Source organism: Pseudomonas sp. R4-84 (assembly GCF_054130985.1).
Window position 1 is genome coordinate 3,441,047 of sequence record NZ_CP096390.1, and the last position, 22,873, is coordinate 3,463,919.

At 61.9% G+C, this 22,873-nt stretch carries 19 protein-coding genes; all 19 read left to right on the forward strand.

The annotated features are described in order from the left end of the window. Positions 1 to 6 precede the first annotated feature (6 nt). Positions 7 to 1,377 carry an adenylosuccinate lyase gene (purB, locus tag M1D68_RS15490; RefSeq protein WP_420765871.1) on the forward strand — a complete coding sequence of 457 codons (1,371 nt, stop codon included), beginning with the start codon at positions 7 to 9 and terminating at the stop codon, positions 1,375 to 1,377. Between the two features lie 84 nt (positions 1,378 to 1,461). Beyond that, entirely contained in the window at positions 1,462 to 2,628 is a 1,167-nt protein-coding gene (locus tag M1D68_RS15495) for a ribosomal protein uL16 3-hydroxylase (protein WP_420765870.1), read from the forward strand. Then, positions 2,621 to 3,046 carry a GNAT family N-acetyltransferase gene (locus tag M1D68_RS15500; protein ID WP_420765869.1) on the forward strand — a complete coding sequence of 142 codons (426 nt, stop codon included), beginning with the start codon at positions 2,621 to 2,623 and terminating at the stop codon, positions 3,044 to 3,046. Before M1D68_RS15495 ends, M1D68_RS15500 begins: the two co-directional genes overlap by 8 nt. A gap of 240 nt (positions 3,047 to 3,286) precedes the next feature. Beyond that, positions 3,287 to 4,048, forward strand: coding sequence for a secretin N-terminal domain-containing protein (locus tag M1D68_RS15505; RefSeq protein WP_457967514.1), 762 nt, complete (start codon positions 3,287 to 3,289; stop codon positions 4,046 to 4,048). A gap of 456 nt (positions 4,049 to 4,504) precedes the next feature. After that, complete coding sequence (gene aceA, locus M1D68_RS15510) at positions 4,505 to 5,830, forward strand: isocitrate lyase (RefSeq protein ID WP_018925513.1); 1,326 nt, start codon at positions 4,505 to 4,507, stop codon at positions 5,828 to 5,830. Between the two features lie 662 nt (positions 5,831 to 6,492). Next, positions 6,493 to 6,906: an NADH-quinone oxidoreductase subunit A gene (locus M1D68_RS15515; RefSeq protein WP_030141323.1), complete on the forward strand. Its 414-nt coding sequence runs from the start codon at positions 6,493 to 6,495 to the stop codon at positions 6,904 to 6,906. A gap of 10 nt (positions 6,907 to 6,916) precedes the next feature. Beyond that, complete coding sequence (locus M1D68_RS15520) at positions 6,917 to 7,591, forward strand: NuoB/complex I 20 kDa subunit family protein (protein ID WP_039592874.1); 675 nt, start codon at positions 6,917 to 6,919, stop codon at positions 7,589 to 7,591. Between the two features lie 72 nt (positions 7,592 to 7,663). Beyond that, positions 7,664 to 9,445 (forward strand): NADH-quinone oxidoreductase subunit C/D, encoded by a 1,782-nt coding sequence (nuoC, locus tag M1D68_RS15525; RefSeq protein WP_434559593.1) that lies wholly within the window; start codon positions 7,664 to 7,666, stop codon positions 9,443 to 9,445. 2 nt (positions 9,446 to 9,447) lie between these two features. Further along, positions 9,448 to 9,945 carry an NADH-quinone oxidoreductase subunit NuoE gene (gene nuoE, locus M1D68_RS15530; RefSeq protein ID WP_092196990.1) on the forward strand — a complete coding sequence of 166 codons (498 nt, stop codon included), beginning with the start codon at positions 9,448 to 9,450 and terminating at the stop codon, positions 9,943 to 9,945. Further along, a complete protein-coding gene (nuoF, locus tag M1D68_RS15535; RefSeq protein ID WP_457967518.1) occupies positions 9,942 to 11,300 on the forward strand; it encodes an NADH-quinone oxidoreductase subunit NuoF in 1,359 nt (452 codons plus the stop codon). Before nuoE ends, nuoF begins: the two co-directional genes overlap by 4 nt. A 142-nt stretch (positions 11,301 to 11,442) precedes the next feature. Further along, complete coding sequence (gene nuoG, locus M1D68_RS15540) at positions 11,443 to 14,157, forward strand: NADH-quinone oxidoreductase subunit NuoG (RefSeq protein WP_457967520.1); 2,715 nt, start codon at positions 11,443 to 11,445, stop codon at positions 14,155 to 14,157. Further along, positions 14,154 to 15,161 carry an NADH-quinone oxidoreductase subunit NuoH gene (gene nuoH, locus M1D68_RS15545; RefSeq protein ID WP_039592869.1) on the forward strand — a complete coding sequence of 336 codons (1,008 nt, stop codon included), beginning with the start codon at positions 14,154 to 14,156 and terminating at the stop codon, positions 15,159 to 15,161. The genes nuoG and nuoH overlap by 4 nt, the downstream gene beginning before the upstream one ends. A gap of 11 nt (positions 15,162 to 15,172) precedes the next feature. Then, the gene (nuoI, locus tag M1D68_RS15550) at positions 15,173 to 15,721 is read left to right on the forward strand and encodes an NADH-quinone oxidoreductase subunit NuoI (protein ID WP_215005602.1); all 549 of its coding nucleotides are present in this window, start codon (positions 15,173 to 15,175) and stop codon (positions 15,719 to 15,721) included. Positions 15,722 to 15,730: 9 nt separating this feature from the next. Continuing rightward, positions 15,731 to 16,231, forward strand: coding sequence for an NADH-quinone oxidoreductase subunit J (gene nuoJ, locus M1D68_RS15555; protein ID WP_186609331.1), 501 nt, complete (start codon positions 15,731 to 15,733; stop codon positions 16,229 to 16,231). A gap of 4 nt (positions 16,232 to 16,235) precedes the next feature. After that, on the forward strand, positions 16,236 to 16,544 hold the full coding sequence (gene nuoK, locus M1D68_RS15560) for an NADH-quinone oxidoreductase subunit NuoK (protein ID WP_003180046.1): 309 nt from the start codon (positions 16,236 to 16,238) through the stop codon (positions 16,542 to 16,544). Continuing rightward, positions 16,541 to 18,394: an NADH-quinone oxidoreductase subunit L gene (gene nuoL, locus M1D68_RS15565; protein ID WP_420765863.1), complete on the forward strand. Its 1,854-nt coding sequence runs from the start codon at positions 16,541 to 16,543 to the stop codon at positions 18,392 to 18,394. The genes nuoK and nuoL overlap by 4 nt, the downstream gene beginning before the upstream one ends. Positions 18,395 to 18,433: 39 nt before the next feature. Next, positions 18,434 to 19,966 carry an NADH-quinone oxidoreductase subunit M gene (gene nuoM, locus M1D68_RS15570; protein WP_434559597.1) on the forward strand — a complete coding sequence of 511 codons (1,533 nt, stop codon included), beginning with the start codon at positions 18,434 to 18,436 and terminating at the stop codon, positions 19,964 to 19,966. A gap of 7 nt (positions 19,967 to 19,973) precedes the next feature. Then, positions 19,974 to 21,437: an NADH-quinone oxidoreductase subunit NuoN gene (gene nuoN, locus M1D68_RS15575; protein WP_186609337.1), complete on the forward strand. Its 1,464-nt coding sequence runs from the start codon at positions 19,974 to 19,976 to the stop codon at positions 21,435 to 21,437. A 242-nt stretch (positions 21,438 to 21,679) separates the two neighbouring features. Further along, positions 21,680 to 22,789, forward strand: coding sequence for an NAD(P)/FAD-dependent oxidoreductase (locus M1D68_RS15580; protein ID WP_457967526.1), 1,110 nt, complete (start codon positions 21,680 to 21,682; stop codon positions 22,787 to 22,789). Positions 22,790 to 22,873 lie beyond the last annotated feature (84 nt).

Below are 22,873 nucleotides of genomic sequence, written 5' to 3' on the forward strand. Positions count from 1 at the left end.
CACCCCATGCAGCTCTCTTCGCTCACTGCGGTTTCCCCTGTAGACGGCCGCTACGCCGGCAAAACCCAGGCCCTGCGCCCTATTTTCAGCGAGTACGGCCTGATCCGTGCCCGTGTCCTGGTTGAAGTGCGCTGGCTCCAGCGCCTGGCCGCCCACCCTGGCATTGGTGAAGTTCCGGCCTTTTCCGCCGAAGCCAACGCAGTGCTGAACGCTCTGGCCGACAATTTCGCCCTGGAGCACGCTGAGCGCGTCAAAGAGATCGAGCGCACCACCAACCACGACGTCAAGGCCATCGAGTACCTGCTCAAGGAGCAGGCGGCCAAGCTGCCGGAACTGGCCAACGTCAGTGAGTTCATCCACTTCGCCTGCACCAGCGAGGACATCAACAACCTGTCCCACGCCCTGATGCTGCGCGAAGGCCGTGACGATGTGCTGCTGCCTCTGATGCGCCAGATCGCCCAGGCCATTCGCGAGCTGGCGATCCGCTTCGCCGACGTGCCGATGCTGTCGCGCACCCATGGTCAACCGGCTTCGCCGACCACCCTGGGCAAGGAGTTGGCAAACGTCGTCTACCGCCTGGAGCGCCAGATCACCCAGGTAGCCGCCGTGCCCCTGCTGGGCAAGATCAACGGCGCCGTGGGCAACTACAACGCCCACCTGTCGGCCTACCCGGACATCGACTGGGAAGCCAACGCCCGCGCCTTCATCGAAGACGAACTGGGTCTGAGCTTCAACCCGTACACCACCCAGATCGAACCGCACGACTACATCGCCGAGCTGTTCGATGCGATCGCACGCTTCAACACCATCCTGATCGACTTCGACCGCGATATCTGGGGCTACATCTCCCTGGGTTACTTCAAGCAGCGCACCATCGCCGGCGAGATCGGTTCCTCGACCATGCCGCACAAGGTCAACCCGATCGATTTCGAAAACTCCGAAGGCAACCTGGGCATCGCCAACGCGCTGTTCCAGCACCTGGCGAGTAAGCTGCCGATTTCCCGCTGGCAGCGCGACCTGACCGACTCCACCGTGCTGCGCAACCTGGGGGTAGGGTTTGCCCACAGCGTCATCGCCTACGAGGCCAGCCTCAAGGGCATCGGCAAGCTGGAACTGAACGAGCAGAAGATCGCCGCCGACCTGGACGCCTGCTGGGAAGTCCTGGCCGAGCCGATCCAGACCGTGATGCGTCGCTACAACATCGAAAACCCGTACGAGAAGCTCAAAGAGCTGACCCGTGGCAAGGGCATCAGCCCTGAAGCGCTGCAGACTTTCATCGATGGCCTGGACATGCCTGCCGAAGCCAAGGCCGAGCTGAAGAAGCTGACCCCGGCCAGCTACATCGGCAACGCGGCGGCACAAGCCAAGCGCATTTGACACATCGCTTTACCTTTGAGACGCCCGGCCGCGCCGGGCGTTTTTATTCGCGTCTGAAAAGTATATTTTTTCAATAGGTTACACATGAATCCTGATATTCCACTGCAACTCCTGGGCGGCATCACGGCACGGGAGTTCCTGCGCGATTACTGGCAGAAGAAACCCCTGCTGATCCGCCAGGCGATTCCTGACTTCGAAAGCCCGATCGATGCCGACGAACTGGCCGGCCTTGCGCTGGAAGAAGAGGTTGAATCGCGCCTGGTGATCGAGCACGGCGAGCGTCCCTGGGAGTTGCGTCGCGGCCCGTTCGCCGAAGATGAATTCAGCAAGCTGCCGGAGCGCGAGTGGACGCTGCTGGTGCAGGCGGTCGACCAGTTCGTCCCCGAAGTCAGCGAGTTGCTGGAGCATTTCCGCTTCCTGCCGAGCTGGCGCATCGACGACGTGATGATCAGCTTCGCCGCCCCGGGTGGCGGTGTCGGTCCGCACTTCGACAACTACGACGTTTTCCTGTTGCAAGGCCATGGCAAGCGCAACTGGAAGATCGGCCAGATGTGCGACTCCGAAAGCCCGCTGCTGCCCCATGCGGACCTGCGCATCCTCGCCGATTTCGAGGCCACCGACGAGTGGACCCTGGAACCCGGCGACATGCTCTACTTGCCACCGCGCCTGGCCCACTGCGGTGTCGCCGTGGATGACTGCATGACCTACTCGGTCGGCTTCCGAGCGCCGAGCGCGGCCGAAGTGCTCACCCACTTCACCGACTTCCTCAGCCAGTTCCTGCCGGACGAAGAGCGTTACACCGACGCCGACGCACGCCCCGTCGCGGACCCGCACCAGATCCAGCACGACGCCCTGGACCGCCTCAAAGGCCTTCTGGCCGAGCACATGAGCGATGAGCGCTTGCTGCTGACCTGGTTCGGCCAGTTCATGACCGAACCCCGCTACCCGGAACTGGTGGTGGGCCCGGAATTGGAAGAAGACGACTTGCTGGCTGGCCTGGAACAAGGCGCCGTGATCATCCGCAACCCGAGCGCGCGCCTGGCCTGGTCGGAAGTCGACGACGACCTGCTGCTGTTCGCCAGCGGCCAGAGCCGCTATCTGCCGGGCAAGCTGCGGGACCTGCTGAAGATGATCTGCGCCGCCGACGCGCTGCACATCGAAAACCTCGGCCCATGGCTGGACGATGAAGAAGGCCGCGGCCTTATCCACGAATTGGTCAAACAAGGCAGCCTGGGGTTCGCCGATGAATAAAATTCACGTTCGTGTCGCAGACTGGCAAAAGGATAACGCCGAGATCCGGCGCATTCGTGAAACGGTGTTCATTGCCGAGCAATCCGTACCCCCAGAGTTGGAGTGGGATTCGGATGACCAAGACGCCGTGCATTTCCTGGCCTTCGAAGGCGACTTCCCCATCGGTACCGCGCGGCTGCTGACTGACGGCCATATCGGTCGCGTCTCGGTCCTCAAGGACTGGCGCGGCCTGAAGGTCGGCGATGCGTTGATGCATGCAGTGATCGCCGAGGCCGAGAGACGCGGATTGCAACAGCAGATGCTCAGCGCCCAGGTCCATGCCACGCCGTTCTATGAGCGACTGGGGTTTGCGGTGGTCAGCGAGGAATTCCTCGAGGCCGGCATTCCCCATGTGGACATGGTGCGGCGCTCGGCCTGAAACCCCGGCGCGGCCATCGCGAGCAAGCTCACTCCCACAGGGCCAGCGGTGAACCTGTGAATCGCGTACACCCGCGGCCCCATGTGGGAGCGAGCTTGCTCGCGATGAGGCCCTAAAGCCATCCACAAAACGCCCCGCCATCCACCGATGCCGGGGCGTTTTGCCGTCTACCATTCAACTTGCCCCACCCGGGGCCGACAAACTGGCAATATCTAGCCTTTGTCTCGCGGAGAAATGGACATGTCCCTACGCACCTTGCTGACCACCCTGCTGCTCGGCTGCAGCCTGTCAGTCATGGCCGCTACCGAAATCGTACCGCTGAACTACCGCACCAGCGCGGATCTACTGCCGGTGGCACAGAATTTCCTCGGCAAGGATGGCCAGGTCAGCGCCTACGGCAACCAACTGATCGTGAATGCCGAACCGGGCAAGATCGAAGAACTCCGGCAATTCCTGGCGCAACTGGACACCGCTCCCAAGCGATTGCTGATCACCGTCGACACCAACGAGAACAACCTGCAAGGCGACCAGGGCTACTCGATCAACGGCGCCGCGCCCAGCCAGACGCGCATCATCAACCGCAGCACCGCCAGCCGTGAGGGCGGCGTGCAGCAGATCCAGGCCAGCGAAGGCCAGCCGGCGCTCATCCAGGTCGGTCAGAGCGTGCCATTCACCAGCAACCAGACCGACGGCTACGGTCGCATGCAAAGCCAGACCGAATACCGCAACGTCACCCAAGGTTTTTATGTCACCGCCAGTGTCACTGGCGAGACCGTTCACCTGAGTATCAGCACCAACCGTGACCGCATGAGCCAGGAACGTCCAGATGTAGTGAACGTGCAAAGCACCGACACAACCGTCAGCGGGCGCCTCGGCGAATGGATCACCCTCGCTGGGGTGAACCGCCAGACTCAAGCCGACAAACGAGGCCTGACCCGCAGCTACTCGACCCAAGGCCGGGATGACATGATTCTGCGGGTGAAGGTCGACACCCTGAACTGAAGCACCAAAAACTGACTGATGAGTCGTATTAGACCAAAGATGTAGTGCCTGAAAAAAAGCACTACAAAACGTTTGACGAGCCAAAAAACCGAAGGCATGATGGCCTCGCTCCCGCTAATCAGGGGCCCTGGCAAGGGCCTTCGGGTCGATGCTTGCAACCACCCTGCGAGCCGATTCGTGTCTGTACCGCCCACAAGGTGTGTTTGACGAGGTTGCGACTGGAACGAAGTTGTCCCGAGGGACGGAAGCGTAACTAGGTAACCCGGCATCACTCTGAGTTCGTATAAAGGCCCACGACGCCCGAATGCGCCCGCAGTTCGCCTCTACCTGCTCACTTTCCCCTCGAGCCCATCGTTCATCCCGTCGCCTCCCCGCCTGAACCGACTTGTACGCCAACCCCTGGTCGGCAGGAGCAGGAATTTTCCACCCCAGACCTATGCGACGAGGTTTATCTCCATGGCACTGACACGCGAACAGCAAATTGCAGCCCTTGAAAAAGACTGGGCTGAAAACCCGCGCTGGAAAGGCGTGAAGCGCAATTATTCCGCTGCTGACGTCGTCCGTCTGCGTGGTTCGGTTCAACCTGAACACACCTTTGCGAAAATGGGCGCCGAGAAGCTGTGGAACCTGGTCACCCAGGGCGCCAAGCCTTCCTTCCGCCCCGAGAAAGACTTCGTCAACTGCATGGGCGCCCTGACTGGCGGCCAGGCTGTGCAGCAAGTCAAGGCCGGTATCCAGGCGATCTACCTGTCGGGCTGGCAAGTGGCTGCGGACAACAACTCCGCCGAATCCATGTACCCTGACCAGTCGCTGTACCCAGTGGACTCGGTTCCAACCGTGGTCAAGCGCATCAACAACTCGTTCCGTCGCGCCGACCAGATCCAGTGGAAAGCCGGCAAGAACCCGGGCGACGAAGGCTACATCGACTACTTCGCACCTATCGTGGCTGATGCCGAAGCCGGTTTCGGCGGCGTACTGAACGCCTACGAACTGATGAAGAGCATGATCGAGGCAGGTGCCGCCGGCGTTCACTTCGAAGACCAATTGGCCTCGGTGAAGAAATGCGGCCACATGGGCGGCAAGGTACTGGTTCCTACCCAGGAAGCCGTACAGAAGCTGACCGCCGCTCGCCTGGCGGCCGACGTTGCTGGCGTACCGACCATCATCCTGGCCCGTACCGACGCGAACGCCGCTGACCTGCTGACCTCGGACTGCGACCCGTACGACCAGCCGTTCGTCACCGGCACCCGTACCCAGGAAGGCTTTTACAAAGTACGCGCTGGCCTCGACCAGGCCATCGCCCGCGGGCTGGCCTACGCCCCGTACGCCGACCTGATCTGGTGCGAAACCGCCAAGCCGGACCTGGACGAAGCCCGTCGCTTCGCCGAAGCGATCAAGAAGGAATACCCGGACCAACTGCTGTCGTACAACTGCTCGCCTTCCTTCAACTGGAAGAAGAACCTGGACGACGCGACCATCGCCAAGTTCCAGCGCGAACTGTCCGCGATGGGCTACAAGCACCAGTTCATCACCCTGGCCGGCATCCACAACATGTGGCACAGCATGTTCAACCTGGCGCACGACTACGCCCGCAACGACATGACCGCCTACGTGAAGCTGCAAGAGCAGGAATTCGCTGACGCCGCCAAAGGCTACACCTTTGTGGCCCACCAGCAGGAAGTCGGCACCGGCTACTTCGACGACATGACCACCGTGATCCAGGGCGGCACCTCGTCCGTAACCGCGCTGACCGGCTCGACCGAAGAAGAACAATTCCACTGATCCATCGAGCAAACGGCCCTTGCGGACCGAATAAAAGCTAACCGCAAAGCCGACGATCTGAAGCCCCGACTGGTTCGGGGCTTTTTTTTGCCTATGCTTTGGCAGCAATGTCGTCACATGAAAGGATTTTGTGGCGAGGGAGCTTGCTCCCGCTGGCTGCGCAGCAGCCTTTTTGTGAGCGCTTCGCACTCAAGCGGGAGCAAGCTCCCTCGCCACAGGGATCCAGACAAGCCTTAAGGAAGCGCCCCACAGGAAAAGCAAAAAAATTGATCGAACGCAGTATCGGGCAGTCAGAAAAAGAGTAAAACGGCCAGCGCTGACAACTGCCATCACGGCTATATAAGACAAGTTCTCAGTTGTTGCATCGACTACCTGCGGTGCCGCGCAGCCAAACAGTAATAATTATCATTTGAAGGCGCTTTCATTGTTACATATGAAACGAAATTCTTTTGAGGTATCAACAGCCAATCCCCATGGGGCCGGGGCTGCGGGACCGTGGAGACGTACTATGTCCTTATCCCAATAAATAATTTCGCCATTGGAATTTTACTTGCCCGGTGTTTAGCCATAAAATCACCGCGATTGATTGCTGCGACATATCGTCACTGCGTTATTTCTTTTTGAAGCTCAGAGACCTTTGCTCTCTGTTAAGGATTTCCAGCATGCCCGAAGCGACAGGACTCATGGCCCACAATTGGGGCTTTGCCATTTTCCTTCTGGGCGTCGTCGGCCTGTGTGCCTTCATGCTCGGCGTGTCGAGCCTGCTCGGGTCAAAAGCCTGGGGCCGCAGCAAGAATGAACCGTTCGAGTCCGGCATGCTGCCTACCGGTGGCGCCCGCTTGCGGCTCTCAGCCAAATTCTATCTGGTCGCGATGCTCTTCGTGATCTTCGATATCGAAGCCCTTTTTCTCTTTGCCTGGTCTGTGTCCGTCCGCGAAAGCGGCTGGACCGGATTCGTCGAAGCTCTCGTTTTCATAGCAATTCTGTTGGCAGGTCTTGTCTACCTTTACCGGGTGGGAGCTCTTGATTGGGCTCCGGAAGCTCGGCGCAAGCGGCAAGCGAAGCTGAAACAATGAGGCTTTGGCAATGCAATACAATCTCACCAGGATCGACCCCGATGCTCCTAACGAGCAATATCCGATCGGCAAGCGGGAAACCGTCGCCGATCCGTTAGAAGATCAAGTCCACAAGAACATCTTCATGGGCAAGCTCGAAGACGTGCTGAACAGCACGGTCAACTGGGGTCGCAAGAACTCCCTTTGGCCGTACAACTTCGGCCTTTCGTGCTGCTACGTGGAAATGACCACCGCCTTCACGGCGCCCCACGACATCGCGCGCTTTGGCGCCGAAGTGATCCGGGCATCGCCGCGCCAGGCGGATTTCATGGTTATCGCCGGTACGCCGTTCCTGAAAATGGCCCCCATCATCCAGCGCCTGTACGAACAGATGCTGGAACCCAAGTGGGTCATTTCCATGGGCGCCTGTGCCAACTCCGGCGGCATGTATGACATTTACTCCGTGGTCCAGGGGGTCGACAAATTCCTCCCCGTGGATGTCTACGTGCCCGGCTGCCCGCCCCGCCCCGAAGCGTTCCTGCAAGGCTTGATGCTGCTGCAGGAATCCATCGGCCAGGAGCGTCGCCCACTGTCCTGGGTCGTCGGTGATCAAGGCGTCTATCGCGCCGACATGCCGTCGCAAAAGGAACAGCGCCGCGAACAGCGAATCGCAGTCACGAATCTGCGCAGCCCCGACGAAGTCTGATCCAGCTCTGCTCTGTAGAAGAAACGAGAACCTGGCTTCATTCTTTACGTTGACCGAAAGCGATAAATAACCATGACTACAGGCAGTGCTCTGTACATCCCGCCTTACAAGGCAGACGACCAGGATGTGGTCGTCGAACTGAACAACCGTTTTGGCGCAGAGGCGTTCACGCTCCAGTCGACCCGCACCGGCATGCCGGTGCTTTGGGTTGCCCGCGCCAAGCTGATCGAAGTCCTGACCTTCCTGCGCAACCTGCCCAAGCCGTACGTCATGCTCTATGACCTGCATGGTGTGGACGAGCGTCTGCGCACCAAGCGCCAGGGCTTGCCTGGTGCCGACTTCACCGTGTTCTACCACCTGTTGTCGGTGGAGCGTAATAGTGACGTAATGATCAAGGTCGCCTTGTCCGAAAGCGACCTCAGCGTGCCGACCGTGACCGGCATCTGGCCGAACGCCAACTGGTACGAGCGTGAAGTCTGGGACATGTTCGGCATCGATTTCCCCGGCCACCCGCACCTGACGCGCATCATGATGCCGCCGACCTGGGAAGGTCACCCGCTGCGCAAGGACTTCCCGGCCCGTGCCACGGAGTTCGACCCGTACAGCCTGACCCTGGCCAAGCAGCAACTCGAAGAAGAGTCCGCGCGCTTCAAGCCTGAAGACTGGGGGATGAAGCGTTCCGGTGCCAACGAGGACTACATGTTCCTCAACCTGGGCCCGAACCACCCCTCGGCCCACGGTGCGTTCCGCATCATCCTGCAGCTGGACGGCGAAGAGATCGTCGATTGCGTTCCGGACATCGGCTACCACCACCGTGGCGCCGAGAAGATGGGTGAGCGCCAGTCCTGGCACAGCTACATCCCCTACACCGATCGCATCGACTACCTTGGCGGGGTAATGAACAACCTGCCGTACGTCCTGTCGGTGGAAAAACTGGCGGGCATCACGGTGCCGGACCGTGTCAACGTGATTCGCATCATGATGGCCGAGTTCTTCCGTATCACCAGCCACCTGCTGTTCTTGGGCACCTACATCCAGGACGTGGGCGCGATGACGCCGGTGTTCTTCACGTTCACCGACCGCCAGAAAGCCTACACCGTGATCGAAGCCGTCACCGGTTTCCGCCTGCACCCGGCCTGGTACCGCATCGGCGGCGTGGCCCACGACTTGCCGCGCGGCTGGGAAAAGCTGGTCAAGGATTTCGTCGAGTGGATGCCCAAGCGCCTGGACGAATACACCAAGGCCGCCCTGAAGAACAGCATCCTGCGCGGCCGAACCGAAGGCGTGGCCGCCTACAACACCAAGGAAGCGCTGGAATGGGGCGTTACCGGCCCGAACCTGCGCGCCACCGGCCTGGACTTCGACCTGCGCAAGGCGCGCCCGTATTCCGGCTACGAGAACTTCGAGTTCGAAGTCCCGCTGGCGACTCACGGTGACGCCTATGACCGCTGCATGGTTCGCGTCGAGGAAATGCGCCAGAGCGTCAAGATCATCGAGCAGTGCATGCGCAACATGCCGGAAGGCCCGTACAAGGCGGACCACCCGCTGACCACGCCGCCACCGAAAGAACGCACGCTGCAACACATCGAGACCCTGATCACCCACTTCCTGCAAGTTTCGTGGGGCCCGGTCATGCCGGCCAACGAATCCTTCCAGATGATCGAAGCGACCAAGGGCATCAACAGTTATTACCTGACGAGCGACGGCGGCACCATGAGCTACCGCACCCGGATTCGCACCCCAAGCTACCCGCACCTGCAGCAGATCCCTTCGGTGATCAAAGGCAGCATGGTCGCGGACTTGATCGCGTACCTGGGTAGTATCGATTTCGTTATGGCCGACGTGGACCGCTAAGCATGAACAGCACGCTTATCCAGACTGACCGTTTCGCCCTGAGCGAAACCGAGCGCTCGGCCATCGAGCACGAGCTGCATCACTACGAAGACCCGCGCGCGGCGTCGATCGAAGCCTTGAAGATCGTCCAGAAGGAACGTGGCTGGGTGCCTGACGGCGCACTCTACGCCATCGGCGAGATCCTCGGCATCCCGGCCAGCGACGTCGAAGGCGTCGCTACCTTCTACAGCCAGATTTTCCGCCAGCCCGTAGGCCGCCACATCATTCGCGTCTGCGACAGCATGGTCTGCTACATCGGCGGCCACGAATCGGTGGTCGGCGAGCTCCAGAGCAAGCTGGGCATCGGCCTGGGCCAGACCACCGCCGACGGCCGCTTCACCCTGCTGCCCGTGTGCTGCCTGGGCAACTGCGACAAGGCGCCGGCGCTGATGATCGATGACGACACCTTTGGTGACGTCAAGCCGGACGGCGTCGCCAAACTGCTGGAGGGCTACGTATGACCCTGACTTCCTTCGGGCCCGCCAACCGCATCCAGCGTTCGGCCGAAACCCATCCCCTGACGTGGCGTCTGCGTGACGACGGCGAAGCGGTATGGCTGGACGAATACCAGGCGAAGAACGGCTATGCCGCCGCGCGCAAGGCATTCGCCGACATGGCCGCCGATGACATCGTCCAGACCGTGAAGGACGCCGGCCTCAAGGGCCGTGGCGGCGCGGGCTTCCCCACCGGCGTGAAATGGGGCCTGATGCCAAAGGACGAGTCCATCAACATCCGCTACCTGCTGTGCAACGCGGACGAGATGGAACCCAACACCTGGAAAGACCGCATGCTGATGGAGCAACTGCCCCATCTGCTGATCGAAGGCATGCTGATCAGTGCCCGCGCGCTGAAGACCTACCGTGGCTACATCTTCCTGCGTGGCGAATACACCACCGCCGCCAAGCACCTGAACCGTGCCGTGGAAGAAGCCAAGGCCGCTGGCCTGCTGGGCAAGAACATCCTGGGCTCAGGCTTCGATTTCGAGCTGTTCGTCCACACCGGCGCCGGGCGTTACATCTGCGGTGAAGAAACCGCGCTGATCAACTCCCTGGAAGGCCGCCGCGCCAACCCACGCTCCAAGCCGCCCTTCCCCGCCGCCGTCGGCGTGTGGGGCAAGCCGACCTGCGTGAACAACGTCGAGACCCTGTGCAACGTGCCGGCGATCATCGCCGACGGCGTCGACTGGTACAAATCCCTGGCCCGTGACGGCAGTGAAGACATGGGCACCAAGCTCATGGGCTTCTCCGGCAAGGTCAAGAACCCTGGCCTGTGGGAACTGCCGTTCGGCGTCACCGCGCGCGAGCTGTTCGAGGATTACGCCGGCGGCATGCGCGACGGCTACAAGCTCAAGTGCTGGCAGCCCGGCGGCGCCGGCACCGGTTTCCTGTTGCCGGAACACCTGGACGCACAAATGTATGCCGGTGGCATCGCCAAGGTGGGCACCCGGATGGGTACCGGCCTGGCGATGGCGGTGGACGACAGCGTCAACATGGTTTCGCTTCTGCGCAACATGGAGCAGTTTTTCTCGCGCGAATCCTGCGGTTTCTGCACCCCTTGCCGCGACGGCCTGCCCTGGAGCGTCAAGCTCTTGATGGCCATCGAGAAAGGCCAAGGCCAACCCGGCGACATCGAGACCCTGCTGGGCCTGGTGGGTTTCCTCGGCCCAGGCAAGACCTTCTGTGCTCACGCACCGGGTGCCGTGGAGCCGTTGGGCAGCGCCATCAAATACTTCCGCCCTGAATTCGAGGCCGGCATCGTGCCAACCCGCGCGGACGATCTCAATCAGGTGGTCTCGCCGACCATGGTCGGCGCGTAACGACGCTTAAAAAGGCGAAGGGTCCGTGCCCTTCGCCTTTCGTTCGATGACGCCTCTTTACCGAGGCTGTTTGGATTCGGACGAACGACAAGATTCCATTAGCCACGCCCGCTGACACCGGGCCAACGAAGAACTTTGAACCATGGCCACTATCCACGTAGACGGCAAAGAGCTCGAAGTCGATGGCGCAGACAACCTGTTACAGGCATGTCTGTCGCTGGGCCTCGACATTCCTTATTTCTGCTGGCACCCCGCCCTTGGCAGCGTTGGCGCCTGTCGCCAGTGCGCGGTCAAGCAGTACACCGACGAGAACGACAAGCGTGGTCGGATCGTCATGTCCTGCATGACCCCCGCCACCGACGGCAGCTGGATCTCCATCGACGACGAAGAAGCGAAAGTGTTTCGCGCCAGCGTCGTCGAATGGTTGATGACCAACCACCCTCACGACTGCCCGGTCTGTGAGGAAGGCGGCCATTGCCACCTGCAAGACATGACCGTGATGACCGGCCACAACGAGCGCCGTTATCGCTTCACCAAGCGTACCCACCAGAACCAGGATCTCGGCCCGTTCATTTCCCACGAGATGAACCGCTGCATCGCCTGCTACCGTTGCGTGCGTTTCTACAAGGACTACGCCGGCGGCACCGACCTGGGCGTGTTCGGCGCCCACGACAACGTCTACTTCGGTCGCGTTGAAGACGGCACCCTCGAAAGCGAATTCTCCGGCAACCTCACCGAGGTCTGCCCGACCGGTGTGTTCACCGACAAGACCCACTCCGAGCGCTACAACCGCAAGTGGGACATGCAGTTCGCGCCAAGCATCTGCCACGGCTGCTCCAGCGGTTGCAACATCAGCCCGGGCGAGCGTTACGGCGAACTGCGCCGTATCGAAAACCGCTACAACGGTTCGGTGAACCAGTACTTCCTGTGCGACCGTGGCCGTTTCGGCTATGGCTACGTCAACCGCAAGGATCGCCCGCGCCAGCCGCTGCTCGCAAACGGCGCCAAGCTGAGCCTGGACGAAGCCCTGGACAAGGCCGCCGAGCTGCTGCGCGGACGCAACATCGTCGGCATCGGTTCGCCTCGCGCCAGCCTGGAAAGCAACTACGCCCTGCGTGAGCTGGTCGGCGCCGAGCACTTCTACAGTGGCATCGAGGCCGGCGAGCTGGAACGCATCCGCCTGGTGCTGCAAGTGCTCAAGGACAGCCCACTGCCCGTGCCGACGATGCGCGACATCGAAGACCACGACGCAGTGTTCGTCCTCGGCGAAGACCTGACCCAGACCGCCGCCCGCATGGCCCTCGCCCTGCGCCAGTCGGTCAAGGGCAAGGCCGAGGACATGGCCGACGCCATGCGCGTCCAGCCATGGCTCGACGCCGCCGTGAAGAACATCGGCCAGCACGCGCTGAACCCGCTGTTCATCGCCAGCCTCGCTGAAACCAAGCTCGACGACGTGGCCGAAGAATGCGTCCACGCCGCTCCGGACGATCTGGCGCGCATCGGTTTTGCCGTGGCCCACGCCCTGGATGCCAGCGCCCCGGCCGTCGACGGCCTGGACAGTGAAGCAGCCGCCCTCGCCCAGCGCATCGCCGACGCCCTGCTGGCCGCCAAGCGTCCGCTGATCATCGCCGGCACCTCCCTGGGTTCCAAGGCGCTGATCCAAGCCGCGGCCAACATCGCCAAGGCACTGAAGCTGCGCGAGAAAAATGGCTCCATCAGCCTGGTTGTACCTGAGGCCAACAGCCTCGGCCTGGCCATGCTTGGTGGCGAATCGGTCGACGCGGCGCTGCAAGCGGTGATCGACGGCAACGCCGACGCCATCGTCGTGCTGGAGAACGACCTGTTCACCCGCACCGACAATGCCAAGGTCGATGCCGCCCTGAGCGCCGCCAAGGTCGTGATCGTCGCCGACCATCAGAAAACAGCCACCACCGACCGCGCCGACCTGGTGCTGCCGGCGGCAAGCTTCGCCGAAGGCGACGGTACGCTGGTCAGCCAGGAAGGCCGCGCCCAGCGCTTCTTCCAGGTTTTCGACCCGCAATACCTGGACGCCAGCATTCTGGTCCACGAAGGCTGGCGCTGGCTGCACGCCCTGCGCGCCACCCTGCTGAACCAGCCGATCGACTGGACGCAACTGGACCACGTCACGGCCGCCGTTGCCTCGAGCACTGCGCAACTGGCCGGTGTGGTCGACGCCGCGCCGTCCGCCGCGTTCCGCATCAAGGGTTTGAAACTGGCTCGCGAACCGCTGCGCTACTCCGGTCGCACCGCGATGCGCGCCAATATCAGTGTCCACGAACCGCGTACTCCGCAGGACAAGGACACCGCGTTCGCCTTCTCCATGGAAGGTTACTCGGGCTCCGCCGAACCGCGCTCGCAAGTGCCGTTCGCCTGGTCGCCGGGCTGGAACTCGCCGCAGGCCTGGAACAAGTTCCAGGACGAAGTCGGCGGCCACCTGCGCGCCGGTGATCCGGGCACTCGCCTGATCGAAAGCCAGGGCGATGGCCTGGGCTGGTTCGCCAGCGTCCCACGTGCCTTCAACCCGGCACCGGGCACCTGGCAGGTCGTGCCGTTCCATCACCTGTTCGGTAGCGAAGAGAACTCTTCCAAGGCCGAGCCTGTGCAGGAGCGCATCCCGGCCGCCTACGTGTCGCTGGCCAAGTCCGAAGCCGATCGCCTGGGCGTCAACGACGGTGCCCTGCTGAGCCTGAACGTGGCTGGCCAGACCTTGCGTCTGCCGCTGCGCATCAATGAAGAACTGGGCGCCGGCCTGGTGGCCCTGCCGGCTGGCCTGGCGGGTATTCCACCGGCGATTTTCGGCAAAACCGTCGACGGTCTGCAGGAGGCAGCGCAATGAGCTGGTTCACCCCTGAAGTGATCGCCGTGATCCTGACGGTCCTCAAGGCCATCGTGGTCTTGCTGGCCGTGGTGGTCTGCGGCGCGTTGCTGAGCTTCGTCGAACGTCGCCTGCTGGGCTGGTGGCAGGACCGCTACGGTCCGAACCGCGTCGGCCCGTTCGGCATGTTCCAGATCGCCGCCGACATGGTGAAGATGTTCTTCAAGGAAGACTGGACGCCACCGTTCGCCGACAAGGTGATCTTCACCCTGGCACCGGTCGTGGCCATGAGCGCCTTGCTGATCGCCTTCGCGGTCATCCCGATCACCCCGACCTGGGGCGTGGCGGACCTGAACATCGGCCTGCTGTTCTTCTTCGCCATGGCCGGCCTGTCGGTGTACGCGGTGTTGTTCGCCGGTTGGTCGAGTAACAACAAGTTCGCCCTGCTCGGCAGCCTGCGGGCCTCGGCCCAGACCGTGTCCTATGAAGTGTTCATGGGCCTGTCGCTGATGGGCATCGTGATTCAGGCCGGCTCGTTCAACATGCGCGACATCGTCGAGTACCAGGCCCAGAACCTGTGGTTCATCATTCCGCAGTTCTTCGGCTTCTGTACGTTCTTCATCGCTGGCGTGGCCGTGACTCACCGTCACCCCTTCGACCAGCCGGAAGCGGAACAGGAACTGGCCGACGGTTACCACATTGAATATGCCGGCATGAAATGGGGCATGTTCTTCGTTGGCGAGTACATCGGCATCATCCTGATCTCGGCACTGCTGGTGACGCTGTTCTTCGGTGGCTGGCACGGTCCGTTCGGCATCCTGCCGCAACTGTCCTTCGTCTGGTTCGCCCTGAAGACCGCGTTTTTCATCATGCTGTTCGTTCTGTTGCGCGCCTCGATCCCGCGCCCACGCTACGACCAGGTGATGGATTTCAGCTGGAAATTCTGCCTGCCGCTGACCCTGATCAACATGCTGGTGACCGCTGCGATCGTTTTGATGAACGCGCCCGCGGCCGCGGTTCAGTGAGGATTTGACCCATGTTCAAATATATTGGCGACATCGTTAAGGGTACCGGTACCCAACTGCGAAGCCTGGTCATGATCTTCGGCCATGGCTTTCGCAAGCGCGACACCCTGCAATACCCGGAAGAACAGGTCTACCTGGCGCCGCGTTATCGCGGGCGCATCGTCCTGACCCGCGACCCTGACGGCGAAGAGCGCTGCGTGGCCTGCAACCTGTGCGCCGTGGCGTGCCCGGTAGGCTGCATCTCGCTGCAGAAAGCCGAGACCGAAGACGGTCGCTGGTACCCGGACTTCTTCCGCATCAACTTCTCGCGCTGCATCTTCTGCGGCTTGTGCGAGGAAGCGTGCCCGACCACCGCGATCCAGCTCACGCCGGATTTCGAAATGGCTGACTTCAAGCGTCAGGACCTGGTGTACGAGAAAGAAGACCTGCTGATTTCCGGTCCCGGTAAAAACCCTGATTACAACTTCTATCGTGTTGCAGGTATGGCCATTGCCGGTAAGCCGAAAGGCGCCGCGCAGAACGAAGCCGAACCGATCAACGTGAAGAGCTTGCTGCCTTAAGGAAGAAAGATGGAATTCGCTTTCTATTTCGCATCGGGTATCGCGGTGGTGTCCACGCTTCGTGTGGTCACCAACACCAACCCCGTGCACGCCCTGCTCTACCTGATCATTTCGCTGATCGCCGTGGCCATGACCTTCTTCGCCCTCGGCGCGCCGTTCGCCGGTGCCTTGGAAGTGATCGCTTACGCCGGCGCCATCATGGTGCTGTTCGTGTTCGTGGTAATGATGCTCAACCTCGGCCCAGCGGCGATCCAACAGGAACGCGCCTGGCTCAAGCCTGGCATCTGGGCGGGGCCGGTGATTCTCGCCGCCCTGCTGCTGGGAGAACTGCTGTATGTGCTGTTCGCCCACCAGAGCGGCCAGGCCATCGGCCACACCACCGTAGACGCCAAGGCCGTGGGCATCAGCCTGTTCGGCCCGTATCTGCTGGTGGTCGAACTCGCCTCGATGCTGCTGCTTGCCGCAGTCGTCACGGCGTTCCATTTGGGCCGTAATGAGGCGAAGGAGTAATCACATGCCTGCTATCCCTCTCGAGCATGGTCTGGCGGTTGCCGGCATCCTGTTCTGTCTCGGTCTGGTCGGCCTGATGGTCCGCCGCAACATTCTGTTCGTGCTGATGAGCCTGGAGGTGATGATGAATGCCTCCGCCCTGGCCTTCATCGTTGCGGGCGCTCGCTGGGCGCAACCGGATGGACAGATCATGTTCATCCTGGTGATCAGCCTGGCAGCCGCCGAGGCCAGTATTGGCCTGGCGATCCTGTTGCAGCTGTATCGCCGCTTCCACACTCTCGATATTGACGCTGCCAGCGAGATGCGCGGATGAACCTTCTTTTCCTGACTTTCATATTTCCCCTCATCGGTTTCCTGCTGCTGTCGTTCTCCCGTGGACGCTGGTCGGAAAACCTTTCGGCGCTGGTTGGCGTGGGCTCCATCGGCCTGTCTGCCATCGTTACCGCGTATGTGATCTGGCAATTCAACGTCGCCCCGCCGGAAGGTGGCGCGTACGTGCAGGTGCTGTGGCAGTGGATGGCGGTGGAAGGCTTCACGCCGAACTTCGCCCTTTACCTGGACGGCCTGTCGGTGACCATGCTCGGCGTGGTGGTCGGCGTGGGTTTCCTGATCCACCTGTTCGCCTCGTGGTACATGCGCGGTGAAGCCGGTTACTCGCGCTTCTTCGCCTACACCAACCTGTTCATCGCCAGCATGCTGTTCCTGGTGCTCGGCGATAACCTGTTGTTCCTGTACTTCGGCTGGGAAGGCGTGGGCCTGTGCTCGTACCTGTTGATCGGTTTCTACTACAGCAACCGCAACAACGGTAACGCCGCGCTCAAGGCCTTCATCGTGACCCGCATCGGCGACGTGTTCATGGCCATCGGCCTGTTCATCCTGTTCCAGCAGCTGGGCACGCTGAATATCCAGGAATTGCTGGTCAAGGCGCCCGAGCACTTCAAGGCCGGCGACTTCTGGATCGTCCTGGCGACCCTGATGCTGCTGGGCGGCGCTGTCGGCAAATCGGCGCAACTGCCGCTGCAGACCTGGTTGGCGGACGCGATGGCGGGCCCGACGCCGGTTTCGGCACTGATCCACGCCGCGACCATGGTGACCGCCGGTGTCTACCTGATCGCCCGTACCCACGGCCTGTTCGCCCTGGCGCCGGACATCCTGCACCTGGTCGGCCTGGTTGGCGGCGTGACCCTGGTGCTGGCCGGTTTTGCCGCGCTGGTACAGACCGACATCAAGCGCATCCTCGCCTACTCGACCATGAGCCAGATCGGCTACATGTTCCTGGCCCTGGGCGTCGGTGCCTGGGAAGGCGCGATCTTCCACCTGATGACCCACGCCTTCTTCAAGGCCCTGCTGTTCCTTGCCTCCGGTGCGGTGATCGTTGCCTGCCACCACGAGCAGAACATCTTCAAGATGGGCGGCCTGTGGAAGAAACTGCCGTTGGCCTATGCCAGCTTCATCGTGGGTGGCGCGGCCCTGGCGGCCCTGCCATTGGTCACCGCCGGCTTCTACTCCAAGGACGAGATCCTCTGGGAAGCGTTCGCCAGCGGTAACCAGGGTCTGCTTTATGCCGGCCTGGTGGGTGCGTTCATGACCTCGCTGTACACCTTCCGCCTGATCTTCATCGCATTCCACGGTGAAGCCAAGACCGAAGCCCACGCCGGCCACGGCATTGCCCACTGGCTGCCGCTGTCGGTGCTGATCGTGCTGTCGACCTTCGTCGGCGCCATGATCACCCCACCGCTGGCCGATGTGCTGCCGCAAAGCGTCGGCCATGCCGGCGGCGAAGCCAAGCACAGCCTTGAGATTGCCTCGGGCGCCATCGCCCTGGCGGGTATCCTGCTGGCTGCCCTGCTGTTCCTCGGCAAGCGTCGCTTCGTCACGGCCATCGCCAACAGCGGCATCGGGCGTTTCCTCTCGGCCTGGTGGTTCGCCGCCTGGGGCTTCGATTGGATCTACGACAAACTGTTCGTCAAGCCATACCTTGCGATCAGCCACATTCTGCGCAAAGACCCGCTCGACCAGACCATTGGCCTGATCCCGCGCATGGCAAAGGGTGGCCACACTGCCCTGAGCCGTACCGAGACCGGTCAACTGCGTTGGTATGCGGCTTCCATGGCGGCTGGCGCCGTGCTGGTTATCGGCGCCATCGTGCTGGTAGCGGTCTGATATGAACCTTGCGAACTTGCGAAAGGAAACGAGCCCGTCATGATTCTGCCCTGGCTAATCCTGATCCCCTTCATCGGCGGCCTGCTGTGCTGGATGGCGGAGCGTTCCAGCTCTACCCTCCCGCGCTGGATTGCGCTGCTGACCATGTCCCTGGAACTCGCGCTCGGCCTCTGGCTGTGGGCGACCGGCGACTATTCATTCGCACCGGCCCCTGGCGCCGATCCGACCTGGGCACTTGAATTCAAGCACGCCTGGATCGAGCGCTTCGGCATCAGCGTGCACCTGGCCCTCGACGGCCTGTCGCTGCTGATGATCCTGCTGACCGGCTTGCTGGGTATTCTCTCGGTGCTCTGCTCCTGGAAAGAGATCCAGCGTCACGTCGGTTTCTTCCACCTGAACCTGATGTGGATCCTGGGCGGTGTCGTCGGCGTGTTCCTGGCGCTGGACCTGTTCATGTTCTTTTTCTTCTGGGAAATGATGCTGGTGCCGATGTACTTCCTCATCGCGCTCTGGGGTCACAGTTCTTCGGACGGCAAGAAGACGCGGATCTACGCAGCGACCAAGTTCTTCATCTTCACCCAGGCTTCCGGCCTGATCATGTTGGTGGCGATCCTTGGCCTGGTCCTGGTGAACTTCAACAACACCGGCGTGATTACCTTCAACTACGCCGACCTGTTGAAAGTAGAGCTGTCGCGTACCACCGAGTACGTGCTGATGCTGGGCTTCTTCATCGCCTTCGCGGTGAAGCTGCCGGTGGTGCCATTCCACTCCTGGCTGCCCGACGCCCACGCCCAGGCGCCGACGGCCGGTTCCGTGGACCTGGCCGGTATCTTGTTGAAGACAGCGGCCTACGGCCTGCTGCGCTTTGCCTTGCCGCTGTTCCCGAACGCCTCGGCCGAGTTTGCGCCGATCGCCATGACCCTTGGCCTGATCGGTATTTTCTACGGTGCGTTCCTGGCCTTCGCTCAGACCGACATCAAGCGCCTGATCGCGTTCTCCAGCGTTTCGCACATGGGCTTCGTGCTGATCGGGATCTACTCCGGTAGCCAGTTGGCCCTGCAAGGCGCGGTGATCCAGATGCTGGCCCACGGCCTGTCGGCTGCGGCGCTGTTTATCCTCAGCGGCCAGTTGTACGAGCGCCTGCATACCCGGGACATGCGTGAAATGGGCGGCATCTGGTCGCGCATCGCCTACCTGCCGGCCATCAGCCTGTTCTTCGCAGCCGCTTCCCTGGGCCTGCCAGGCACCGGCAACTTCGTCGGCGAGTTCCTGATCCTGATCGGCTCGTTCGTCAGCGCGCCATGGATCACCGCGATTGCCACGTCCGGCCTGGTGTTCGGTTCGGTCTACTCGCTGATCATGATCCACCGCGCCTACTTCGGTCCGGCCAAGTCCGATGAAGTGCTGCGCGGCATGGACGGTCGCGAACTGATCATGGTGCTTGGCCTTGCGGTGCTGCTGGTTTACCTCGGCGTCTATCCGCAGCCATTCCTCGACACTTCCGCCGCCACGATGCATGGCGTGCAGCAGTGGCTCGGCACCGCCTTCTCTCAACTCGCTTCGGCCCGGTAAGAGCGCTATGGAATTCACGATTCAACACTTTATCGCGCTTGCGCCGCTGTTGATCACCAGCGCCACGATCATCGTGGTGATGCTGGCGATCGCCTGGCGCCGCAATCACGCACAAACCTTCCTGCTGTCGGTGGCGGGGCTGAACCTGGCCCTGCTGTCGATCCTGCCGGCCCTGAAAGTCGCGCCCCTGGCGGTCACGCCACTGATACAGATCGACAGCTTCGCCTGCCTGTATATGGCGCTGATCCTGGTCGCCACCCTCGCCTGCGTCACCCTCGCCCACGCCTATCTGGGTGATGGGGGTTCGGGTTACCCGGGCAACCGCGAAGAACTGTACCTGCTGATCCTGATGGCCGCCGCCGGTGGCCTGGTCCTGGTCAGCGCACAGCACCTGGCGAGCCTGTTCATCGGCCTGGAACTGCTGTCGGTGCCGGTCTATGGCCTGGTGGCCTACGCCTTCTTCAACAAGCGCTCCCTGGAAGCCGGCATCAAGTACATGGTGTTGTCGGCCGCCGGTTCCGCGTTCCTGTTGTTCGGCATGGCCCTGCTTTACGCTGAAGCCGGCACCCTGAGCTTCGTCGGTATCGGCCAGGCCCTGGCGGCCACCGGCCTGCCTAGCCCGATCGCTCAACTGGGCCTGGGCATGATGCTGATCGGCCTGGCGTTCAAGCTGTCGCTGGTTCCGTTCCACCTCTGGACCCCGGACGTCTACGAAGGCGCCCCGGCGCCCGTGGCGGCGTTCCTCGCCACCGCATCGAAGGTGGCGGTGTTCGCGGTCATGGTGCGTCTGTTCCAGATCTCGCCAGTGGCCAGCAGCGGCGTGTTGAGTAACGTGCTGACCATCATCGCCATCGCGTCGATCCTGTTCGGTAACCTGCTGGCGCTGACCCAGAGCAACCTCAAGCGTCTGCTGGGTTACTCGTCCATCGCCCACTTCGGCTACCTGCTGATCGCTCTGATCGCCAGCAAGGGCCTGGCCGTGGAAGCCATTGGCGTGTACCTGGTCACCTACGTGATCACCAGCCTCGGCGCTTTCGGCGTGATCACCCTGATGTCCTCGCCGTACAACGGCCGCGACGCCGATGCCCTGTACGAATACCGTGGCCTGTTCTGGCGCCGTCCGTACCTGACCGCCGTGCTGACCGTGATGATGCTGTCCCTGGCCGGCATCCCGCTGACCGCCGGCTTCATCGGCAAATTCTACATCATTGCCACCGGCGTCGAGGCTCACCAATGGTGGCTGGTCGGCTCCCTGGTGCTGGGCAGTGCCATCGGCGTGTTCTACTACCTGCGCGTCATGGTCACGCTGTACCTGATGGAACCGAACCTGCGTCGCCACGATGCCGAGTTGCACTGGGAACAAAAGGCAGGCGGCGTCATGCTGCTGGCCATCGCCGTATTGGCGTTCTTCCTGGGTGTATACCCGCAGCCGTTGCTGACCCTGGTTCAGCAGGCTGGTCTGACCGGCTGATAGCTGAAGCGTCATCGATGACAAAATGCCCGTATCGTGAGATGCGGGCATTTTTTTTGGGATGCAAGTTTGAATTTGGGAGAACCGTGGCGGGGAGCTTGCTCCCGCTCGATTCTGTAGGAGCTGGCTCCTACACAGCTTCTACCGGCGCAGCCCAGCGGGAGCAAGTTCTCTGTCACAGATGCCCTCCTGCAGAAGGGACTATGCTCAAGCGCTATTGTGCCTTTGAAGGAGATCCAGCGTTGAATGTGGATATTGATTGCATGGTCGTCGGCGCAGGCGTCGTCGGCCTGGCCGTGGCGCGGGAGATGGCGCAGGCCGGGCATGAAGTGCTGGTGATCGAAGCAGGCGATGCCATCGGCGCGGGTATCAGTTCGCGCAATTCGGAAGTGATCCATGCTGGGCTGTATTACCCGCCCGGCAGCCTCAAGGCGCAGCTGTGTGTCGAAGGCCGGCGACGACTGTATGACTACTGCGCCAGCCACGGCGTCCAGACTCGCCGGCTCGGCAAACTGATCGTGGCGAAGGATCAGGCACAACTGACCGAGCTTGAAAAGCTTCTGGCGCGCGGCCTGCTCAACGGCGTGGACGACCTGCGCCTGCTCGATAAAAAGCAGGCACAGGCGCTGGAGCCGGAGCTGGCCTGTGTTGGCGCGCTGTACTCGCCCTCTACCGGTATCGTCGACGCCCACGCCTTGATGTTGGCATTGCAGGGGGATGCCGAGGCGGCGGGCGCCAACGTGGTGTTTCGCACGCCCTTGCTAGAGGCTCGTGTTGTCGACGAGGGCTTCAGCCTGACATTGGGCGGCACCGCGCAGATGACGTTGTCGTGCCGCCGCCTGATCAACGCCGCCGGCCTCCAGACCCCTGCCCTCGCCCGCCGGATCGAGGGTCTGGCCCGGCAGTGGATTCCCGATGGTTACCTGTGCAAGGGCAACTACTTCCAACTGGCCGGGCGGGCACCATTCCGCCATTTGGTCTATCCGGCGCCAGAAGCCGCTGGCCTGGGCATTCATATGACGCTCGATCTGGCGGGCCAGGCGCGTTTCGGTCCTGACACCGAATGGGTCGAAGCAGAAGACTACCGAGTGGATCCGGCCCGGGCCGAAGCGTTCTACCAGGCCATTCGAAACTACTGGCCGGGCTTGCCCGACCGGAGCCTGCAACCCGCCTACAGCGGCATTCGCCCGAAAATCTCCGCCCCGGGGGAACCGGCCCGGGACTTTCTTATCAGCGCTGAAACCGAGCACAAGGTGCCGGGGCTGATCAACCTGTTCGGTATCGAATCCCCGGGGCTGACGTCCTGCCTGGCACTGGCGGAACGGGTCAGGCAATCGATCGACTACCGCTGACGGCCTTGGCAGCGCAAAGTGCAACGCGTTTTGATGGTGACTCTTGCAGCCTGCACGATAGCGAAACTGGCAAAAAACATAAGC